At 71.0% G+C, this 16,405-nt stretch carries 13 protein-coding genes; 4 read left to right on the top strand and 9 right to left on the bottom strand.

Annotated features, from left to right (window positions below; all coding sequences use genetic code 11):
- Window positions 1–209 precede the first annotated feature (209 nt).
- Window positions 210–1,433 (top strand): ATP-grasp domain-containing protein, encoded by a 1,224-nt coding sequence (locus IW245_RS19775; RefSeq protein WP_197004657.1) that lies wholly within the window; start codon window positions 210–212, stop codon window positions 1,431–1,433.
- A gap of 274 nt (window positions 1,434–1,707) precedes the next feature.
- On the opposite strand, the gene IW245_RS19770 is transcribed toward IW245_RS19775, so the two are convergent.
- Together IW245_RS19770 and IW245_RS19765 are read right to left on the bottom strand one after the other, a co-directional pair.
- Window positions 1,708–3,237, bottom strand: a complete 1,530-nt coding sequence (locus tag IW245_RS19770) for an AMP-binding protein (protein ID WP_197004656.1) — start codon at window positions 3,235–3,237, stop codon at window positions 1,708–1,710.
- Window positions 3,238–3,283: 46 nt separating this feature from the next.
- Window positions 3,284–3,772, bottom strand: coding sequence for a MarR family winged helix-turn-helix transcriptional regulator (locus IW245_RS19765; protein WP_269216164.1), 489 nt, complete (start codon window positions 3,770–3,772; stop codon window positions 3,284–3,286).
- A gap of 75 nt (window positions 3,773–3,847) precedes the next feature.
- Between IW245_RS19765 and IW245_RS19760 the strand changes: the two genes are divergently transcribed.
- Window positions 3,848–4,810 (top strand): EamA family transporter, encoded by a 963-nt coding sequence (locus IW245_RS19760; RefSeq protein WP_197004654.1) that lies wholly within the window; start codon window positions 3,848–3,850, stop codon window positions 4,808–4,810.
- Here the strand turns inward: IW245_RS19760 and IW245_RS19755 are convergent.
- From IW245_RS19755 to IW245_RS19740, 4 genes are all read right to left on the bottom strand, one after another.
- Entirely contained in the window at window positions 4,691–5,542 is an 852-nt protein-coding gene (locus IW245_RS19755) for a carbohydrate ABC transporter permease (RefSeq protein WP_197004653.1), read from the bottom strand. The genes IW245_RS19760 and IW245_RS19755 overlap by 120 nt on opposite strands.
- Entirely contained in the window at window positions 5,539–6,777 is a 1,239-nt protein-coding gene (locus tag IW245_RS19750) for an ABC transporter permease subunit (protein WP_231398870.1), read from the bottom strand. The genes IW245_RS19755 and IW245_RS19750 overlap by 4 nt, the downstream gene beginning before the upstream one ends.
- A gap of 8 nt (window positions 6,778–6,785) precedes the next feature.
- Complete coding sequence (locus IW245_RS19745) at window positions 6,786–8,093, bottom strand: ABC transporter substrate-binding protein (RefSeq protein WP_197004651.1); 1,308 nt, start codon at window positions 8,091–8,093, stop codon at window positions 6,786–6,788.
- 134 nt (window positions 8,094–8,227) lie between these two features.
- Window positions 8,228–8,560 carry a DUF952 domain-containing protein gene (locus IW245_RS19740; RefSeq protein WP_197004650.1) on the bottom strand — a complete coding sequence of 111 codons (333 nt, stop codon included), beginning with the start codon at window positions 8,558–8,560 and terminating at the stop codon, window positions 8,228–8,230.
- A 74-nt stretch (window positions 8,561–8,634) separates the two neighbouring features.
- Between IW245_RS19740 and IW245_RS19735 the strand changes: the two genes are divergently transcribed.
- Window positions 8,635–10,806 carry a hypothetical protein gene (locus tag IW245_RS19735; protein ID WP_197004649.1) on the top strand — a complete coding sequence of 724 codons (2,172 nt, stop codon included), beginning with the start codon at window positions 8,635–8,637 and terminating at the stop codon, window positions 10,804–10,806.
- A gap of 52 nt (window positions 10,807–10,858) precedes the next feature.
- On the opposite strand, the gene IW245_RS19730 is transcribed toward IW245_RS19735, so the two are convergent.
- The 3 genes from IW245_RS19730 to IW245_RS19720 all read right to left on the bottom strand — a co-directional run bounded on the left by IW245_RS19730 (window position 10,859) and on the right by IW245_RS19720 (window position 15,790).
- On the bottom strand, window positions 10,859–13,207 hold the full coding sequence (locus IW245_RS19730; RefSeq protein ID WP_307788898.1) for an immune inhibitor A domain-containing protein: 2,349 nt from the start codon (window positions 13,205–13,207) through the stop codon (window positions 10,859–10,861).
- 155 nt (window positions 13,208–13,362) lie between these two features.
- A complete protein-coding gene (locus tag IW245_RS19725) occupies window positions 13,363–14,787 on the bottom strand; it encodes a WGR domain-containing protein (protein ID WP_197004648.1) in 1,425 nt (474 codons plus the stop codon).
- A 19-nt stretch (window positions 14,788–14,806) separates the two neighbouring features.
- Window positions 14,807–15,790, bottom strand: a complete 984-nt coding sequence (locus tag IW245_RS19720) for a helix-turn-helix transcriptional regulator (protein WP_197004647.1) — start codon at window positions 15,788–15,790, stop codon at window positions 14,807–14,809.
- A gap of 44 nt (window positions 15,791–15,834) precedes the next feature.
- Between IW245_RS19720 and IW245_RS19715 the strand changes: the two genes are divergently transcribed.
- Window positions 15,835–16,194 carry a VOC family protein gene (locus IW245_RS19715; protein ID WP_197004646.1) on the top strand — a complete coding sequence of 120 codons (360 nt, stop codon included), beginning with the start codon at window positions 15,835–15,837 and terminating at the stop codon, window positions 16,192–16,194.
- Window positions 16,195–16,405: the final 211 nt, after the last annotated feature.

Raw genomic sequence — 16,405 nt, 5'->3', positions numbered from 1 at the left:
TGCACTCATGGATGGAGAAATATAATGCGCATTGAAATCGAGCCCCAGGTCAAGGACGCCGGCTTCCGCATCGAGGACGAGCCGCAGATCAAGTTCGAGTCGGAGCCGCAGGTCAAGGAAGCCGCTGCCGCTTAGTAGCGCAGGTGGGCCCCGCTTCGGCGGGGCCCACCGTCTTTTTCTCCCCGCACAGGACGCCGAAGAGGAACACGATGACCGACGACCGGCCGCTGGTGCTGATGCTGCGCACGGGGACCCGCGCGTCCCGGGAGTTCCTGCTGCGCACGATGGCGGAGCGCTACCGCCTGCACCTGTTCACCAGCTTCGAGCCGTCGTGGGAACTGCCCTACCTGACCGGCTGGACCCAGCACCTGACCCGCGACCCCGAGGACACCCTCGCCGCCGCCCGCGAGCTGCACGCCCGCGACCCGATCAGCGGCGTGATCACCTACGACGAGGCCCGGGTGACCCAGGTCGCGTTCGTCGCCGACGGGCTGGGGCTGCCGCACGCCGGGCTCGACGCCGCGGCGGCCTGCCGGTTCAAGAACCTGACCCGCCGGGCGCTCGACGCCGCCGGGGTGCCGCAGCCGCGCTCGATCCCGGTCACCTCCCTGGACGAGGCCCGCGTCGCCGCCGCCGAGATCGGCTACCCGGTCGTGATCAAGCCGCACGACCTGCTCGCCGGGATGGGCGTGCTGCGGGTCGACGCGCCGGAGGAGCTCGCGGAGCGGTACGCGGACAGTACCGGCAACCCGGTCGGCGGCGTGCCGGACTACGTGTACGCGCCGCTGGTCGAGGAGTGCGTGACCGGCGAGGAGATCAGCGTCGACTGCGCGCTGCACGGGGGCGAGCTGACCGTGTTGTGCCTGGCCCGGAAGGAGAACGGCTTCGCGCCGTACTTCGTCGAGGTCGGCCACACCGTCGACGCCGCCGACCCGCTGCTCACGGACCCGGCCCTCCTGGACGTGCTCCGGGCGGCCCACGCCGCGATCGGCTACCAGGATGGGATCACGCACACCGAGATCATGCTCACGGAGTCCGGGCCGAAGATCATCGAGATCAACGGGCGGATGGCCGGCGGGCACATCACCCGGCTCGCGCAGCTCGCGACCGGCACCGACGAGGGCCTCGCGGCCTGCGACGTGGCCTGCGGGCGACCCCCGGTGCCCGGCACCGCGCCGCGCAGGGTCGCGGCCGTCCGGTTCTTCTCCGCGGAGGAGGAGACCACGATCGACTCGATCCGGTTCGCCGAGGACGTGCTGCACCCGGCCGTCGACGAGACCGTGATCACGGTGTCCGTCGGCACGGTCGCGCACCGGCCGCACGGCACGGGCACGGGCCGGCTGGCCCTGGCGGTGGCGGTGGCGGACACGGCGGAGGAGTGCCGCACGGCGATCGCCTCCGCGGCCGACGCGCTCCTGATCAACAAGGACTGAAACCCTTTTCCGGGTACGGGAGACACCTGCCCCGGTCTCCAGCGGCGGTCCGCCGCACTCGGCACCGACGTCAGCCAGGGGTTCGCCGTCCCGTCCCCGACGCGCGCCGCCGTCCGCAGCCGGTGTACTGGCGTGATCCTTATGCCCGGCGGTAGTCCCGGCCGCCCGTGTGCATGAAGCTCACGTCGGCGCCTTCCGCTCGACCGTGGCGTCCGGTGGTGGTGACCACCGGCGGGGCCGTACGCGCCGCCCGGTGGTCACCGCTACCGCCTGGTCAGCCGGCCTGGTAACGGGCCCGCAGCGCCTTCTTGTCCACCTTGTTGGTCTCCGTGAGCGGCAGCGCGTCGACGAAGTCCACCCCCTCCGGCGTCCAGCCCCCGCCGAGCCCCGTGCGGACCAGCTCGCGCAGCTCCTCGACCTCGACCGGCACCCCCGGAGCCGCCACGACGTAGGCGTGCACGACCTCGCCGTACCGCTCGCTGGGGACGCCGATCACGGCCGCCGCCCGCACCCCGGGGTGCGAGGCCAGCAGGTCCTCGACCGGCCGGGCGTAGATGTTGGTCGAGCCCCAGCCGGTCAGGATCATGTCTTTCACCCGGTCGACGAGGAACAGGTTGCCGACCGCGTCGAGATACCCCATGTCGCCGGTGCGCAGCCAGCCGTCGACCAGGGTCTCGGCGGTCAGCTCCGGCTGGCCCCAGTACCCGACCATCATCACGCCGCCGGACAGCCACACCTCGCCGACCTCGCCGACGGGCACCGGCGCGCCGGCCGGGTCGCGGATCTCCAGCTCCAGGTCGCCGTAGGGCTGGCCGACGGAGGAGAGCACGGCCGGGTCGTCGGGGATGTTCTGGTACGCCGCGATGATCGGCGCCTCGCTCATCCCGTACGCGGTCCGCAGCACCGGCCCCAGCCGCCGGATCGCCTGCGACAGCCGGCTCGGGGCCACCGGGGCCCCGCCGACGTTGACCCGCAGCAGGCTGGAGCAGTCGGCGGTGGCGAGCGCCGGGTGGTCGAGCAGGAAGTAGAGGAACGGGGGCGTGAGCAGCGTGTCAGTGATCCGTTCCCGGGCGATCAGCTCGAGGAACGCGACCGTCTCGAACGAGGACACCGTGTAGTAGGTGCCGCCGGTGAGCAGGGCCATGTGCGCCGGCATCTGGGAGCTGACCACCCAGAACCCGCCGAGCGCCAGGTGCTTCATCGCGTGCTGCCCGGACTCCACGTACTGGGCGGCGAACGCCAGCGCCGTGTCGAAGAACCGCTGGGTGTGGTGCACGAGCTTGGGCTGCCCGGTCGTGCCGCTGGTCTGGAACAGCGCCTGCGGCACCCCGGTGACCTCCGCCGGGTCGAAGGGCAGGTCCTCGACCCGTCCGACCGTGGGGCCGGCGGTGATGTCCGGCCCCTCCCCGCCGGGCCCGAGGCACAGCACCGGCAGCCCGGTACCGGCGGCGAGCTTGGCGCCGGCCTCCGCGTACGCCCGCGCGTCGTAGACGAACGCGTCCACCGCCGCCAGGTCGAGGAACCGCTCACGGAACGCCGCCGGCGAGTTCGGGGCGATCCAGGCGATCCGGCCGCCCATCATGTGTACGGCGAACTGGAGCATCACGGCCTCCGGCGCGGTACTCGCCAGGGCCCCGACGGCCACGCCCGGCCGCAGCCCCTCCCGATGCAGCGCCGCGGCGATCGACAGGGTGCCCGTGATCAGCTCGTGATAGGTGAGCCGCCGGTCGTCGGCGACGATCGCCTCGCGGTCGCCATACCGGGCGAAGAGGTCCAGTACCCGTGAAATGTAGTTCTGTGTCATTCCGGCCCCAGCCCCGACTCGCGATGATCAGCAAATGGGGCCAAGTTTACTGTGGACTGTCCCCGAGGCCTATCAGCAGGGACCGCAGCAAAACAGCTAATTCCGCCTGTTCACCCGCCGATAACGCGGCGAGAATCCGGCGCTCGTTGTCCAGATGGTCCGCGATCACCGTGTTGATCACCCGCAGGCCCTCGTCGGTGAGCCCGACCCGGACCGTCCGTCGGTCGGCCGGGTCCGCGCGTCGTTCGACGAGGCCGCGGGCAGCCACCCGGTCGATCCGGTTCGTGATCGCGCCCGAGGTGACCATCATGTGGTCGAGCAGCGCGCCCATGGTCAACTCGTGCGGCGCGCCGGCCCGGCGCAGGGTGGCCAGCACGTCGAACTCCCAGCGTTCCAGGCCGTGACCCGCGAAGAACCGCTTGAGCTCCCGGTCGAACAGCGCGCCGAGCCGCGACACCCGGCCGATGATCCCCATCGGGGCCGGGTCGAGGTCCGGCCGCTCGCGCCGCCACTGCTCGAGGAAGCCGTCCACCATATCTTTCAACGTTGAACCTCTTCATGTTAAGGTACCTGTATTGCTTCAACGTTGAGAAGTTTAACGGAGAACATCATGTGGCTCACCGCTCTCGCCCCGCTGATCTGGGGCTCCACCTACTTCGTCACCACGGAGCTGCTCCCGGCCGACCGGCCCCTGCTCGCCGCGACCGTCCGCGCGCTGCCCGCCGGCCTCGTTCTCCTGCTCTTCGTCCGCAAGCTGCCGCACGGCGCGTGGCGGTGGCGGGCCGTCGTCCTCGCCGTGCTCAACATCGGCGCGTTCTTCCCGCTGCTGTTCCTGTCGGCGTACCGGCTGCCCGGCGGCGTGTCTGCGATCGTCGCGGCCCTGCAACCGTTCGTCGCCGCCGGCCTCGGTTACCCGCTGCTCCGGCTGGTCCCCAACCCCCGGATGCTCGTCGCCGGCATCGTCGGCCTCGGCGGCGTCACCCTCGTCGTGCTGCGGGCCACCGCCACCATCGACGGCCTGGGCCTCGCGGCGGGCGCGGCCGGCACCATGATCATGGCCACCGGGACCGTGCTCGGCCGGCGGTGGGGCGCGCCGCCGGAGGGGCTGTTCGCGCTGACCAGTTGGCAGCTCGCGATCGGCGGGGCGCTGCTGCTCCCCGTGACCCTGGGCTTCGAGGGGCTGCCGGCGGAGCTGACCGGCCGCAACGTCCTCGGATTCGGGTACCTGTCGGTGTTCGGCGCGATCCTCGCCTACAGCCTGTGGTTCCGGGGCGTGACCCGGCTGCAGCCCACCCAGGTGTCGATGCTCGGGCTGCTGAGCCCGGTGATGGCGGCGACGATCGGGTGGATCGCGCTCGACCAGGCGTTGGGTGGGTGGCAGCTGGTGGGGGCGGCGATGGCGCTCGGGGCGGTGGCGGTGGGGGCGCTGTCCCCGGCCCGCCCCCGCCCCGCGCTACTTCACCGAGCCGGCCATCACGCCCTGGACGAAGTACCGCTGGAAGGCGAAGAACACCCCCAGCGGGATGACCATCGACAGGAACGCCCCCGGGGCGATCACGTCGATGTTCGATGAGAACGAGCGGGTCTGCTCCCGGATCGCGTACGTGATCGGGGCCGAGTCCGGGTTCGCGAACACCAGCGCCACCAGCAGGTCGTTCCACACCCAGAGGAACTGGAAGATCGCCAGCGACGCGATCGCCGGCCAGCCCAGTGGCATGACCACCCGCCGGAAGATGACCGCCTCGCCCCCGCCGTCGATCCGCGCCGCCTCCAGCAGCTCCTTCGGGATCCCGGCGAAGAAGTTGCGCAACAGGAAGATCGCGAACGGCAGCCCGAACGCCACGTGGAACAGCACCACGCCCGGGATGCCGCCGAACAGCCCCAGCTCGCCGAAGATCTCCGCGTCGGGGATGAGGGCCACCTGCACCGGCACGACGATCAGCGCCACCACGACCAGGAACAACCAGTCGCGGCCGGGGAACTCGATCCACGCGAACGCGTACGCGGCCATCGAGCCCAGCACCACCACGAGCACCGTGGACGGCACCGTGATCAGCACCGTGTTCCACAGCGAGGACACGATGCGCTCGTTGCCGAACAGCCGGACGTAGTTGTCCGCCGTGAGCTGGCCCGGGGCGGTGAACACCGTCCACCAGCCGGAGGAGTTGCTGGCGCTGGCCGGGCGGAAGCTGGCGACGGCCAGGCCGATCGTCGGGGTCAGCCAGAACAGTCCGATCAGGACCAGCACGACCTCGCCGAGCCGCCTGGCCACCCCGCCGGCCCGGGCCCGTTCCGGCGTGCTCATGTGCCCTCCCGCTTGAGTCGGCGCAGGTTGAACACCATCGCCGGCAGCACCAGGAAGAACAGCAGCACCCCGAGCGCGCTGCCCAGCCCGTAGTCCCGGGCCCCGCCGAAGGACACCCGCCACATCTGGAGCGCGACCACGTTCGCGTCGGCCTGCACCGCCTCCGGGGCGAGCACCAGCACCAGGTCGAACACCTTCAACACGTTGATCACCATGGTGACCAGCACGACGATCAGCACCGGGCGCAGCTGCGGCACCGTGATCCGGCGCAGCACCTGCCACTCCGACGCGCCGTCCATCCGGGCGGCCTCCAGGGTGTCCCGGGGCAGCGCGGCCAGCCCGGCGCTGACCATCACCATCGCGAACCCGGCCCAGATCCACAGGTACGTCCCGATCACGGCCGGGGTCACCACGGCCGGGCCGAGCCAGTCGACGCCCCGGAAGGGAGGGGCGAAGTTGGCCGCGGGCAGCCGGACCGTGTAGCCGTCGCCGGAGAGCCGCGGGAACGCGAACCGCCCGGCGGCGTCCGTCTCGCCGCTGGCCACCACGGCACCGGCGCGCACCACCTCGACGGCGACCCCCGGCAGGCCCTTCTCGTCTGGGTCGATCACCCGTTGCCGGCCCCCGCCGCCGACCGCGAAGTCCAGCCACACGACGCCGCGCACCCCGGAACCGGCCGGGGCGGCGGCGGGCACGGCCCCGGCCGGGATCTTCTCCGGAGCCAGCCCCACCAGGGGGAACAGGGCCCCGGAGCCGGCCGGCAGCTCCAGGTCGCCGGCAGGGGAGACGGCGACCCCGGCCCCGTCGCGGGCCCGCACCCCGGGGAACCGCGACGGGGGCGAGAACGCGTCGTGCGCCCCGACCACCGCGGCGTTGGCCAGCCCCCGGTCGGGATCGGCGTCGTACACCATCCGCCAGGTCACCCCGGCGGCCAGGAACGAGACGGCCATCGGCATGAACACCACGGCCTTGAACGCCGTCTGCCATCGCATCCGCTCCGTGAGCACCGCGAACAGCAGCCCGAGCACCGTGACGACGGTCGGGGCGAGCACGACCCAGATCGCGTTGTTGCGGATCGCGGTCAGGGTCGCAGGCGTGGTGAACATCGTCCGGTAGTTGTCCACGCCCACATAGGAGTCCCCGCCCGCGTCGAAGAAGCTGCGCACCACCGTGTACCCGATCGGGTACAGCACCAGGACGGCCAGCACCGCGACGGCCGGGACCAGGAATGGCAACGCCCTTCTCACTTGTACGCTGCCGCTGCCGCCGCCTCCAGCTTGGTGGCCGTCCCGCGCACGTCGGCCGGGTTGGCGAGGAAGTCCTGGAGGATCTTCCACTCCCCGCTGCCCGGGGTGCCGCCGAACGCGCTCGGCGCGAGGTCGGACATGTCGAAGCGGAAGTCGTTGCCGGCCGCGATGATCGCCTCACCCAGTTTCCGGCTGGTCTCGTCCGGGTACACGCTCGACGACAGGCTCTTGTCCGGCGACAGGAACCCGCCCTGCCGCGCCCACACCTCCGCGGCCTCCGGGGTGGCCAGCCATCGCAGCAGCGCGTGCGCGCCCTTCGAGTTCTTCAGCGCCACGGCCACGTCCCCGCCGCCGACCACCGCCGGCTGGGAACCCTTCACGGCCGGAAAGTCGAAGAACTTCGCCGTGGTGCCGACCTTCGCGCCGGTCTCCTTCTGGATGTTCGTCGCCACGAAGTCGCCCTCGAACACCACCGACGCCTTCGGGCTGGGCCCGAACACCTGGGTCACGGACTGCTCGAACTTCGTCTGCAACGCCGACGCCGGACCGCCGGGGATCGTGTTCGGCGCGCCCCACAGCTGCCCGAGCAGCGTCAGCGTCTCCACCACGGTCGGGTCGGTGAACGGGATCTCGTGTCTGGCCAGCTTGTCGTACTTCTCCGCGCCGGCCACCCGCAGATACACGTTCTCGAACCAGTCGGTCAGCACCCAGCCGTCCCCGCCGCCCACCGCGAGCGGCGGGGTACCCGCGTCCGACAGTGTCCCCAGCGCGGCCGTGAACTCCTCCCACGTCTTCGGCGGTCGCACGCCGGCCTGGGAGAACTTCTCCGCCTGGTACCAGATGAGGCTCTTGTTCGCCGCCTTCACCCACACGCCGTAGAGCTTGCCGTCGCCCGCCGTGCCCAGGGTCTTCCAGATCGGGGCGTAGTTCTTCTCGACGTTGGCCCTGGTGTCCGCGTCGACCGGCTGCAGGCTGCCCTTCCTCGCCAGGTCGGCGAGCAGGCCAGGCTGGGGCAGGATCGCGACGTCCGGCGGCTGGCCGCCCGAGATCTTGCTGCCGAGCACCGTGGCGATGTCGTTGCCCGTCGAGCTGAAGGTGACCGTCGCGCCGGTCTTCGCGGCGAACGCGTCGAGCACCTTCTGGAACCGGGCCTGTTCCTCGCCCGACCACACCGCCGACACCTGGACGGACTCGCCCTTCAGCGAGCCGGAGGCGGGGGACTTGCTCGTGTCGTTGCTGCTACAGCCTGTGGCGACCAGCGCGAAGGCCGCTGTCGTCGCGGCGAGGCGCGGTAAGAGTTTCATGAGGTTCCCTCCCGGATGAGCACAACCGTTCGAGTACCCGGGGATTATCCCGCAAAACATGGAAAGAGCACTGAAAAATCTATTCAACACGCTCGATACCGCGAGAGCGTGACGCTGCGGTGGGAGCCGCCGCTCTAGCCGGGCAGGTTGGACCGGTCAGGGGCCACCTCGACGACCTCGCTGACAGCCGCGACCGGGATCGGGCCGTAGATGTGAGGGAATAGCTCGGCCCCTGCCTGCTCCAGCTTCACCTCCGCACCCAGCTTGTCGGTGTCGATGACCAGGAGCAGCAGCTCCGGCACGTCCGCGTAGAACCGGTCGGCCACGCCGCGCACCTGGTGTGGCAGCGACGCGTGGATGTAACCCTCCTCGGCGAGGGTCACCTCGCGGGTCGACATCGTGTACTGGCCGGCGGCCACGGCGGCGGCCCAGGTCGCGGGCTCGGTGAGGTGGTAGATCACGGTCATTCCCCGACGCTACCCCTTTTGGCTGCCCCTTCGGGCCTGGCATCCCGGTGGGCCGGCGGAGAAGCTGGTGGACGATGAGACGACTGCACGCCGAGGACACGGGACCCGGCCGGGGGCCCGGGCCCGACCGGCCGGGCCCGGCGCACGACCTGCTCCGGTTGCAGGCGACTGCCGGCAACCGGGTTGCCACCCGGCACGTCCAACGGCTCGCCGTGTCCCGCGCCGCCCCGCTCGGCCAGCACGCCGTCGTGCACGAGAACCGGCAGGTCACCGAGGACTTCCGCCAGGTGCAGGGCCAGCTCGAGGCCATGATCGCGGAGAAGGGGTGGCGGCAGACCCGGTCGTGGGCGTACCGGTTCATCAACGCCGACCCGCTCACCGACCTGCGCTACGGCGGCGACCTGCCACTCGTCGCCCGGGTCCGGGAGCGGTTGCGGGTCGAGGTCACGATGAAGGAGAACGAGATCCGGGGCCTGACCGGCAGCCCCACCCTCGACCTCGGCGACGTGGTGCTCGGCGGCGGCCGGTTCGAGCCGGCGGCCATGTCGACCACCACGGAACTGCTCAACCGCAGTGAACAGCAGCTCAAGAGCGAGATGACCCACTACGGGCTCAAGGTCGACGGCTGGGTGTTCAAGGACTACTCGATGGCCGGCGGCCCCGCCCAGACCGGGCTCAAGGACGCCGCGCGCCGGCTGGCCGGCCAGCGCAAGACCTGCGACGACGCCACCAGGGCGTTCTTCGCCGCGCAGAAGGCCGCCGAGGCCGACGCCCGGCAGTGGGGTCCCCTGATCCCGGCCCGACCGGCGCTGCTCGCCGCCCAGGAGGAGGCCCGCAAGGCCTGGGTCGCCCAGGAGGACGCCTACCACGACGCGTGCACGAAGGAACAGATCACCTACCCGGTCCTCGCCGCGTACTCCACGCTCGACCACGCCGCCGCCGAGCTGCGCAAGGTCGCCGACGCCGACTCCGCGGCCCTGGCCGAGTCGCTGTACAAGACCATCGACGACCGGGTGAAGAACATCGCCACGGTCCGCGCGTCGTTCGGCGACCGGTTCAACCCGTGGAAGCAGCCGCAGATCGTCGCGCTGACCAAGAAGCAGCTCGGGCTCAACCCGTGGCAGTGCAAGGTCGTCGACGAGCGCGCCGCGGACGTCAAAGCCGACGCCGAACTCGACGCCAAGGTCTTCGCGGCCGTCGCGATCGGGCTCGGGCTGCTCGCCGCGATCCCCACCGGAGGCACCAGCGTGCTCGCCGGGGTCGCGGCGGCGTCGGCGGGCGTGGGCGCGGCGTACAGCGCGTACAACCTCTACGAGCACTACAAGGACTACCAGCTCGCCAGCGCCGAGACCGGTACCGCCCTGGACAAGGCGCAGGCCGTCTCCCAGGACGAGCCGGGCCTGATGTGGCTGGCGTTCGACCTGCTCGACCTCGGCCTGAACGTGGTCGGCGCCGCCGCGGCTTTCAAGACGCTGCGCGGGGCGATGGCCGCCGCCGAGGCCAGCCAGCTGGGCAAACTCCCCGAACTCATCGCCGCCTCCGGCCGGGCCGGCCTGCCGCTGGGCTCGCGGAGCAAACTCATCGCCACCGTCCTGGAGCGCCTCGGCGGCAGCCGGTCGGTGGAGAAGGCCCTGCAGTCGATCCTCGACGCGTTCGCCGCGGCCCGCCCCGACCGCGACGCCGCACTGGTCGAGGCGATGGGCGAGGCCGCCGCGAAACTCGTCAACGAGCAGAAGGTGGCGGTGTTCTTCCCCGGCAAGAAGGCCTCGAGCATCAAGGAGATCAAACGGGTACTGGAAGGAGCCGGGGTCAACTCCGGACTCAACGCCCAGGCCGAGCAGATCTACCAGGCGTTCAACTCCGGCGGCTTCCACGGCCACTACTTCCAGGCCGGGGACAAGGGGTTCGTGCTGCTCCGCGACGGGGAGACCATGGCGTCCTCGCTGGCGCACGAGATGGCGCACCGGGGGCAGCACCTGCGCGGGGAGCTGACGAGTCTGGGGACGATGCGGTCGGAGTACCAGGCGTATCACGCGCAGCGGGAGTTCCTGTTGGCGTTGCCGGACGAGTTGGTGCCGGCGCAGCACGCGCGGATCCGCAACGCCACCGACGCCGACCTGGTGAAGTGGCTGACGGAGTCGCGGGAGTACGGGCCGGCGATCAGGGCCGAGGCGTCCTCGACGGGGGTGATGGACCCGGCGGTGGAGGCGCGCTCGATCGAGAAGTGGTTCCTCACCGGCGGGTAGCCGCTGACGGTGCCCGGATCCGATGGGTGGATCCGGGCACCGTCACGGGTGACTAGCTGGCGCTGTGCACCCGGATGGTGGTGTAACGGCCCTGCGCGTGCTCCTTGACGACCTCGATCACCGTGTTGGTGTCAGGCACCCTGACGCCCTGGTCGGGGTTCGCCGCGTACCAGTAGGTCCCGGCGTGGTCGTTGAACGCCCTGACCGGAGCCTGCTTCGGGAACACGGTCGCGACCCCGCCCCGGTGCAGCGTGACACTGTCGGTGTACTTCAGGCCCATCGTCGCGTCGAACGACTGCGCCCGACCGCTGACCAGCGCGCCGTCGGCGAACCGCAGCGGGGTGGCCCGCACGTCCACCGGCAGGATCATGCCCTCACCCGGGTGGGACCGGGTGGTGTTGTCCGTGAAGTACGGGTCCCACAGCCAGACCAGCACGCCGTCCTGGTACGGGAACCGCTCGACCTGGTTGCTCTGCCCGGCGACCCCGCCCCAACCGAAGTTGTACGGCCCGGTCTGCAGGAACTGCCCGTACGCGACATAGCGCCGGTTCTCCACGATGTACTTGCGCGGGTACGCCTTCGACCCGGTCTTCCCGATCCGGGTGAACCCGACCGCCGACCAGCCGTTGTCGCCGCTCTCCACGTCGTCGGACAACACGACCCGGTCGCCGGCCCGGGCCGTGACAGTGTCGACCAGCAGGCCGTTCTCGGCGGTGTTGGTGTCGGTGACGTACCGGAACCGGAACAGCACCGTGCCGCCCGCGAACGCGTCCAGGTTGAAGGACACGTCCACCCAGCCGGCGGACGTGCCGGTCAGGCCCGGGCGGCCGTTGACGGCCGGGATCGGCGCGCCGTCGACCGTGCCGCCGACGCCCTTCCAGGTCGCACCGTAGTCGGTGGACACCTCGCCGTAGGCGTAGTCGTAGTCCTGCTCGATCCAGTACCGGGCCTTGGCCGACACGCTGGCCGTCGTCGCCCCGGACAGGTCCAGCGAACGGGTCAGCGACTCGTCGAGGTAGTCGCCCCGGCCGCTCCACCACTGGGTCGCGCCCTGGAACGGCTCGACCAGCTCGGTGGTGATCTGCCGCGCGGGCAGGTCCACGAGCACCGCCTGCTTGTCCGCCGTGTTGTAGGACGACACCCCCAGCTCGTGCGTCGAGTCGGTGGCAGCCTTCGCCTGGTCGTAGTTCAGCCAGCCCACCTGGAGCTTGCTCCACGCGTCCAGATCGCCCGGGTACTCACCCGTCGGGCCGTTCTCCCGACCCAGGTACGACGCCGACGACATCAGCGACCAGAAGTTCACCCCGTTGTCGCCCGTGGACGCGTACAGGTCCGGCAGGCCGAGGAGCAGGTGGCCGTTCTCGTGCGCGAAGAGCCCGAGGCCGCTGTTCTCGCCGCCGGTCAGGTAGTCGCCCACCCACACGCCGGTGTCCCCGATCTGGGTGCCACCGTTGCGGTTGCCGGCCGGGCCGGCGGTGCCGCGCGCCGGCCAGTACGCGAAGTAGCGGTGCGCCCAGACCGCGCCGGTGCCCTGCGGGCCCCCGCTCCAGGTCTGGTCGACGCCGGCGTGCACGACCTCGTAGTTGTCGATGTACCCGTCGGGCTCGTTGAAGTTGCCGTCGTGGTCGTAGTCGTACGGGTCCCGTTGGTCGTATTCCGCCAGCTGGGCCTTGATGTCCGCCGGGGTGCGGCCCTGGGCGAGCTGCGCGTTGTACCAGGCGGTCAGCGAGTCGCGGACCATGTCCCAGTTGCTCGGGCACTGGCCGCCGCCGTCGCACAGGTCGCTGCCGTAGCGGGCCTCGTTGTAGGGGAGTTTGACCCAGTCGGAGACGTAGCCGGTGATGTCGTAGCGGCCCGAGGACTGCACCTGCAGGTAGTTACGCAGGGAGTTGGCGCCCTTGGTGCGGTTGAAGTACAGGTCCTGGTAGTAGGCCCGGTCGAAGTCGGGCCGCCAGATGGTGTGGTTGTCGTTCGTGGTGGCCGGGTTCACGATCGTGTTGTGCACCGGTCCGGGGGTGCCGCCGTACTGCACCTGCCCCTTGTACATCGTGGTGTTGTCGACCTGGTCGCCGAACTCGGCGAGCACCACGAAGATCTTGTCGGTGCGCTGCTGGGCGACCTCGACGTAGTTCTGTCCGACCCGGACGGTGCCGGCGGGGGCCGGCGCGACCGAGCGGGAGGCCGCAGCCGGCGCGCCGGACGTGACCTGTTCCATGGCCTTGCGGCGCAGCGCCTGCAGCTCCATCTGCTGCGGGCTGAGCGAGACGGGGGCCGCCTGGCCCTGCTGGGCGGTGTCGGCGGCGGGGTTGGGGGGCGGGCCGGCCGAGGCGGGGCCGGCGAGGGCTACGGCGCCGAGCAGCGTCGCCGTGAGCCCCGCCGCGATCGCGGTGGGTCTGCGCACTAGGGGGTCCTCTCACCTGGGTGTGGCCGGTATGGAGGGACAGGGCACCGACCACAGGATCGGTGATATGTTACACACGACACAGCCCCAGATCCATACATGCGAACGGCCGGATCTCCCCAGCTCCGAGGGGTGATCCGGCCGAACGGCATGGCCTACGACAGGCGGCGAATGTCCCCGTACGCCCGGTAGAAACCGCCCCGGACGGACTCGCGGACCTCGTCCACGACATACCGCGCGCCCGCCTGCCGGATCTGCTTCGGGAACTGCACCCGCCAGTCGGAGTGGAACCCGCCGGAGACCACCCGGACCCGCAGCTCGCCGCCGTCCTGGTAGCACTCCACGACGATCCCGCCGTCGCCGGCCGTGGTCACGACCTCCACCGTCGTCGACGGCACGATCGCGTCCAGCTTCGGGGCCTTCACGTCGCGGACCTGGGGCACCGTGCCGGCGTGGGCGTCGCGGATCGCGGCCTCGGAGGCGTCGATACAGGCCAGCGAGCCGTCGGTCGTGACGATGTAGAGCCGCTCATCCCGGTACTGCATCGAGAAGGCCGAGCCGCAGCCCGTCCCGAGCTTCCACAGCCGGGTGCCCTCGCTGTCGAAGCAGTAGACCGAGGAGGAGCTGTCGCCGGCGAACACGAATCGGCCGTCCGGCGACGCCGCGCACGAGTAGACGGCCGCGTCGCACTGGTAGACCCGGACCGGGCGGCCGGTCTTGGTCAGCTCGTGCACCTTGTTGCGCGACGTGCCGGCGTAGAGCCGGTCGGACTCCTGCCAGCCGAACAGCACCTGACCCTGGGTGCCCTCGTGCCACAGCTCCTTGCCGGTCTCCCAGTCGTACATCGTCACGCCGTTGGAGTGGCCCTGGTAGACGCCCAGGTCGTCGCAGCGGACCATCCAGCCGCCGGTGCCGCGGCCCGGCCGGCGCCACTGGAACTCGTCCTCGTGGTTGAACACCGAGATCCCGCCGCCCGCGTCGGAGACCCCGAGCACGCCGTCGTGGATGTCGAGCCAGTAGATGTCGACGTCCTTGGCGATCTCATACGACACCCGGGGAGCCTTGCCGCCCAGGTCGTAGACGTTGCCGTCGTCGCAGCCCGCGTAGAGCCAGTCGTCGTCGGCGACGATGCACTTCACGCCGTCGGGCAGCTGGAACTCCCGGGTCACCTGGCCGTCGAGGGTCAGGGTGTAGATCTGGCCGCGCTCGTTGCCGACCATCGCGTGCGCGTCGTCGACGAAGATGCCGAACGCCGAGGTGCCCGACCGGAACCGCCACAGCACCGGGGCGCTGTTGGCCGTCGACCGGGTGCTGACGATCTCCCGGCGGGTGATCGCGCGGCGCTGGCGCACGCCCTGGACCGCCTCCTCATAGCCCTTGCGCATCTTCTCGCGGATCTTCTTCTCCGCCTCGGCGAGCGCCCGGTCCGGGCTGGGGAACGCGCTGGTCTTCGCCTGACCCTGCTCGCCGATCCGGCCGAACCGGATCGTCAGCTCGACCCCGTCGATCCGCACCTCGTAGAACTTGTGCGAGCCCCCGTCGTTCTCCGACAGCTCCAGATACCGCGTCTGTGCGCCCATTTCACCCATCCGTCCACCACTACGACTGTGCCGGCAGATTAACCGGCGGGTGCGACAAACACTTCCGGGCCAGGTCGGCGACCACTGTGGAGTACGCGGCGAGCAGCTCCGGCGGCCCCAGCAGCTCCAGGTCCGCCCCCAACCGGAGCAGGTCGCTGACGGCCATCCGCGGGTGCTCCACCGGGATCGTCGCCTCGACCCAGCCGTCGGCGTCCGGTGGCCCGGCCGTCTCCGCGACCGCCCGGGCGACCGTGGTGCCGAGCATCCCCGGGATCAGGTCCACCGCGCGCGGGGACAACCGCACGCGCGCCTCACCCGTGTACTGCCGCGCCTCGAACCACGCCGTGTGCTCGCTCCAGTGCGTGGCCAGGTCGAAGCCCTCGGGGCGGGCGCACTCCTCGGCCAGCGGCTCGGCGTGCAACACCTTCGACACCCGGTATGTCCTGAGAGTCCCCTCCGCCGCGCCGACCAGATACCATCGGCCGGCCTTCAGGACGATGCCCAGTGGATCCACGGTCCGGGTGACCTCGCGGGGCACCGACCACCGCCGGTACCGCAGGGTCAGCCGCACCCCGCGCCACACCGCGTCGGCGATCGTGCCCAGCCAGGGCGTGTCGTCCGCCGCCTGGAACCACGCCGCCGCGTCCAGGTGGAACCGCTCCCGGACCCGCCCGGAGGTCGTCGGCAGCGCGGCGTGCAGCTTCAGCTCCGCGGCCGTCAGCACCGCCCCGAGCCCCAGCTGGGCCGCCGGCCCCGGCAGCCCGACCAGGGTCAACGCCTCGGCCTCCTCGGGGGTCATGCCCGTGAGCCGGGTCCGGTAGCCGTCCAGCAGCCGGTAGCCGCCGGCCGGGCCGCGCTCGGCGTAGACCGGCACGCCGGCCGCGCCCAGCGCCTCGACGTCCCGGTAGATCGTGCGGACCGACACCTCCAGCTCCGCGGCCAGCTCCCGGGCCGTGCGCCGGCCGTGCTTCTGCAACGACAGGAGCACGGAGAGGAGTCGCATGTACCTGACAGTACCTGTCAGGTATGCCCGGCAGGCTGGGCCGCATGACCATCGCAACCCTGTCCGGGGTCACCCTCGACTGTGCCGACCCGGCGACCCTGGCCGCCTTCTACACCGCCCTGACCGGCTGGGAGTCCGTCTACACCAGCGACGAGTACGTGTACCTCGCCGGCACCGGCCCGGTGAAGCTCGGCTTCCAGCGGATCGCCGACCACCCCCGGTCCAGCTGGCCGGACGACGCCAAGCAGTTCCACCTGGACTTCGGGGTGGCCGACCTCGCCAAGGCCGAGGCGCTCGCCCTGGAACTCGGCGCGACCCGTCCGGAGTTCCAGCCCGGCGACGGCGGCTGGATCGTGCTCCAGGACCCGGCGGGGCACCCGTTCTGCCTGAGCCCGCTGGCCTGAGCCGGTCGCGACCTGGCCCGACCTGGCCAGGTCGCGACCACACCGCCATAGATTGATCTGCCGGAAAAGTAAACTCTTGTATCCCGTCACAGGTTCTCCGTAGTGTCTGGCCGCTGGTCTTCGACGCGGTTCCGAAACACGGGGGTTCCACTGTGCGGCGTTTGTCGCTTATCGCTGTCCTGTCTGCCGGATTGGTCGCGAGTACGCTCGC

The sequence above is a fragment of the Longispora fulva genome, from assembly GCF_015751905.1.
Classification (GTDB): Bacteria; Actinomycetota; Actinomycetes; order Mycobacteriales; family Micromonosporaceae; genus Longispora; species Longispora fulva.
Note: the sequence above shows the minus strand (reverse complement) of the source record. Positions and strands in the feature narration are given on the sequence as shown.

What these genes read in the sequence shown, in the direction of transcription:
- IW245_RS19740 (WP_197004650.1), bottom strand. Translation starts at nt 8,560, where the DNA reads ATGACCGTGATCTACCACCTCACCGAGCCCGCGACCTGGGCCGCCGCC.
- IW245_RS19775 (WP_197004657.1), top strand. Translation starts at nt 210, where the DNA reads ATGACCGACGACCGGCCGCTGGTGCTGATGCTGCGCACGGGGACCCGC.
- IW245_RS19725 (WP_197004648.1), bottom strand. Translation starts at nt 14,787, where the DNA reads ATGGGCGCACAGACGCGGTATCTGGAGCTGTCGGAGAACGACGGGGGC.
- IW245_RS19735 (WP_197004649.1), top strand. Translation starts at nt 8,635, where the DNA reads ATGAGACGACTGCACGCCGAGGACACGGGACCCGGCCGGGGGCCCGGG.
- IW245_RS19715 (WP_197004646.1), top strand. Translation starts at nt 15,835, where the DNA reads ATGACCATCGCAACCCTGTCCGGGGTCACCCTCGACTGTGCCGACCCG.
- IW245_RS19760 (WP_197004654.1), top strand. Translation starts at nt 3,848, where the DNA reads ATGTGGCTCACCGCTCTCGCCCCGCTGATCTGGGGCTCCACCTACTTC.
- IW245_RS19755 (WP_197004653.1), bottom strand. Translation starts at nt 5,542, where the DNA reads ATGAGCACGCCGGAACGGGCCCGGGCCGGCGGGGTGGCCAGGCGGCTC.
- IW245_RS19745 (WP_197004651.1), bottom strand. Translation starts at nt 8,093, where the DNA reads ATGAAACTCTTACCGCGCCTCGCCGCGACGACAGCGGCCTTCGCGCTG.
- IW245_RS19765 (WP_269216164.1), bottom strand. Translation starts at nt 3,772, where the DNA reads ATGGTGGACGGCTTCCTCGAGCAGTGGCGGCGCGAGCGGCCGGACCTC.
- IW245_RS19720 (WP_197004647.1), bottom strand. Translation starts at nt 15,790, where the DNA reads ATGCGACTCCTCTCCGTGCTCCTGTCGTTGCAGAAGCACGGCCGGCGC.
- IW245_RS19770 (WP_197004656.1), bottom strand. Translation starts at nt 3,237, where the DNA reads ATGACACAGAACTACATTTCACGGGTACTGGACCTCTTCGCCCGGTAT.